This is a genomic window from Mesorhizobium sp. M2C.T.Ca.TU.002.02.1.1, from assembly GCF_003997225.1.
Genome location: NZ_RZTO01000789.1, coordinates 1 through 2,806 on the forward strand (window position 1 = coordinate 1; position 2,806 = coordinate 2,806).

Genomic DNA, 2,806 nt, shown 5'->3' on the forward strand with positions numbered 1-2,806 from the left:
GATCCAGAGCGTGTTCTGGTAAGCGCCGGCCTGCATCGGCAGATGGTTGTGGAACATCCTCAGATGCGCCAGCGCCGGCGCTTCGTCGAGCAGCAACGGCGTGTTGTAGCCGAGCAGCGCCACCTCGGCGCCGTTGAGGCAGAGCATGCGATAGGTCTCCGGCCAGCGGCGGTCGTTGCAGATGGCCAAACCGACGCGGACGCCGCGATAGTCGAAGACCGGGAAGCCGAGATTGCCCGGTTCGAAGTAACGCCGTTCGAGATGCGTGGTCGTGCCCGCTTCCGGCTCGCTCGAGCCCGGCACATGCATCTTGCGATAGCGGCCGATGAAGGCGCCGTCCGGCCCGACCAAGTCCATCGTGTTGAAATGGCGCGTGCGGCCGTTTTCCTGCGTAAGCTCGCAATAGCCGAGCGCAAAGCCGACCTTCAGGCGCGCGGCGGCGTCATAGAGCCGCTGCGTTTCCGGTCCCGGCATCGAGGCCTCGAAGAAGGCATCGATCTCGGCCTGGTCGTCGATGCGCCAGCGCGGGAAGAAAGTGGTCAGCGCCATCTCCGGAAACACCGCGATCTCGGCGCCGGCAGCCGCAGCCTTCTCGAGCAGATGCACCAGGCGCCCGACCGTCTCGGCGCGCGCGGCGCTGCGCCGGATCGGCCCGGTCTGGCAAACGGCGATGGTCAGGCATCGAGCCATGGCGTCCAATCCTCGACTGGTTTTTTGGAAAGCGCCGGATCGGCCGCATGGCGCGCTACGAAGCGCCCGAACCCCGGTTCGGCCTGCAGCTTGCCGTCGGCGACGACAGGCACGCCACGCACCAGAACGGTCGTCGGTCTGCCGGTGACCATCTTGCCCTCGTAGGGTGTGAAATCGACGCGCGAATGCAGCACCTTGTGTCCGAGCGTCCATCGCGCTGTCGGATCCCACAGCGCCAGATCCGCGTCGAGCCCGACGGCGATGCTGCCCTTGCGATCGGCGAAGCCATAGATCGAGGCGGCGTTGCGCGCGGTGAGGTCCAGATAGCGTTCGAGCGTCAGGCGGCCGGTGAACAGCCCTTCCGAGAACAGCAACGGCAGGCGCGTCTCGATGCCGGGAACGCCGCTCAGCGTCGTGGTGAAACCGGGCGTCTCGGAGTGCCCGATCTTGTCGGCGAAATAATATGGCGAATGATCCGACGACCACAGATCGATGCCGCCATCGATCAGATCCTGCCACAGATGCTCATGGCTGCGCGGCGAGCGCGGCGGTGGCGAGAAGACGAAGCGCGCCGCATCGACTGCCTCGCGGTCGAGATCGGCAGCGCCCAGGAAAAGATATTGCGGACAGGTTTCCGCGATGGCGGCGACCCCGCGCGACTTCGCCCGTGCCACCTCCTCCGCCGACTGCCAGGACGACACATGCACGATGGTCATCCGCGCGCCGGTCATCTCGGCGAAGGCCAAAGCGCGATGCGTCGCCTCGCGCTCCATCGTCTCGCTGTGGGCAACGACATGGTAGCGGATATCGGTCCGGCCGAGATCGATGAGCCGCTGCCGCGTGCGCCGGATGGCGGCGTCGTTCTCGGCATGGACCATGACGATCCAGCCCAGCCGCCGCGCCGTATCGAGGACCTTGAAGAACAGGTCGTCATCGACGGCAAAACCCTGATAGGTCATGAACAGCTTGACCGACGCGATGCCGCGCCCGGCAAGCGCCTCAAGCTGGGCCTCGACATCCGCGCCGGTGCCCATGGTCACCACGGCATGCAGCCCATAGTCGATCACGGCGCGGCCCGCGGCGCGCTCCAGCGCCCGGTCGATGGCACCGACTGTGGTCATGTCCTGTCCAGGCATGCCGAACGGGACGATGCAGGTCGTGCCGCCGAATGCCGCTGAGATCGTGCCGGACTGGAAATCGTCGGCATTGCCGGCACCGCCCCAGACCGGCTGGTCGAGATGGCAATGCGCGTCGATGCCGCCGGGCATGACCCAGCGGCCGCCGGCATCGATCGACTCCTGTCCGGACAGGCTTTTGCCGATGGCGGCGATCCGGCCGCCATCGATGCCGATGTCGCACTCGGCCCAGCCGTCGTCGAGCGCCACGCGCCCGCCCTTGATCACCAGCTCATGCATTGGCGTACCCTCGCCGGCCGGCTCAGCCGACCGCCGCCGTCACCATGATCTCGACACGATACTGGTCGCCGGCAAGCCGCGCTTCCACCGTGGCGCGCACCGGCATGGCGCTCCTGTCGATCCAGGCGTCCCAGGCGGCGTTCATCATCTCGAAATCGGCGATGTCGCGGAGCCAGATCTGCGCGCTGAGCAGCTTCGACTTGTCGCTGCCGGCCTTGGCGAGAAGCGCATCGATCTTGGCCAGGATCTGCTTGGTCTGGCTGGTGGTGTCGCCGGAAAGGTCATCCGCGGTCAGGCCAGCCACATAGACGGTGCCGTTGTAGCGGAGCACCCGGCAGAAGCGCTGGCCGTTTTCGAGGCGTTCGATCGTCATGCTGTTCCCTTCCGCTGGTTCTCAGGTTCTTGCTTTTGCCTATGGTAAGGAGGGTGCAAAACCGCTGTAAAGCCTGCGCCGCGCCGCGACACCGCTTTCCTTTGCCGGCATGGCCAAAAAAATTTAAGCCATAGCCGCGTCAATCTTCGTTTGTGGCAATCGCTGCAAAGTGTAGCTTCTGCCCGGGCTGCCGTCGGTCAACGGTGCCGCCAGGGAGCCGCTGCAGCCGCATTCATGAGGTCGATCGCTCAATCCGCGATGAGGCTTTGGCACAATGCAGAGCGCTCCCGCGCCATGCTGCCGATCATGGTCGGCATCTGCCTTGCTT

At 65.7% G+C, this 2,806-nt stretch carries 3 protein-coding genes; all 3 read right to left on the reverse strand.

All coding sequences use genetic code 11. The features are described from left to right. The coding region (locus EOD07_RS29435) for a nitrilase-related carbon-nitrogen hydrolase (RefSeq protein WP_127237840.1) at positions 1-690 on the reverse strand (690 nt) is incomplete at its 3' end. After that, positions 675-2,105: a dihydropyrimidinase gene (gene hydA, locus EOD07_RS29440; RefSeq protein ID WP_127237841.1), complete on the reverse strand. Its 1,431-nt coding sequence runs from the start codon at positions 2,103-2,105 to the stop codon at positions 675-677. The genes EOD07_RS29435 and hydA, both read right to left, overlap by 16 nt. Positions 2,106-2,127: 22 nt before the next feature. Beyond that, positions 2,128-2,478 (reverse strand): RidA family protein, encoded by a 351-nt coding sequence (locus tag EOD07_RS29445; RefSeq protein ID WP_095815380.1) that lies wholly within the window; start codon positions 2,476-2,478, stop codon positions 2,128-2,130. Between the last annotated feature and the right edge of the window lie 328 nt (positions 2,479-2,806).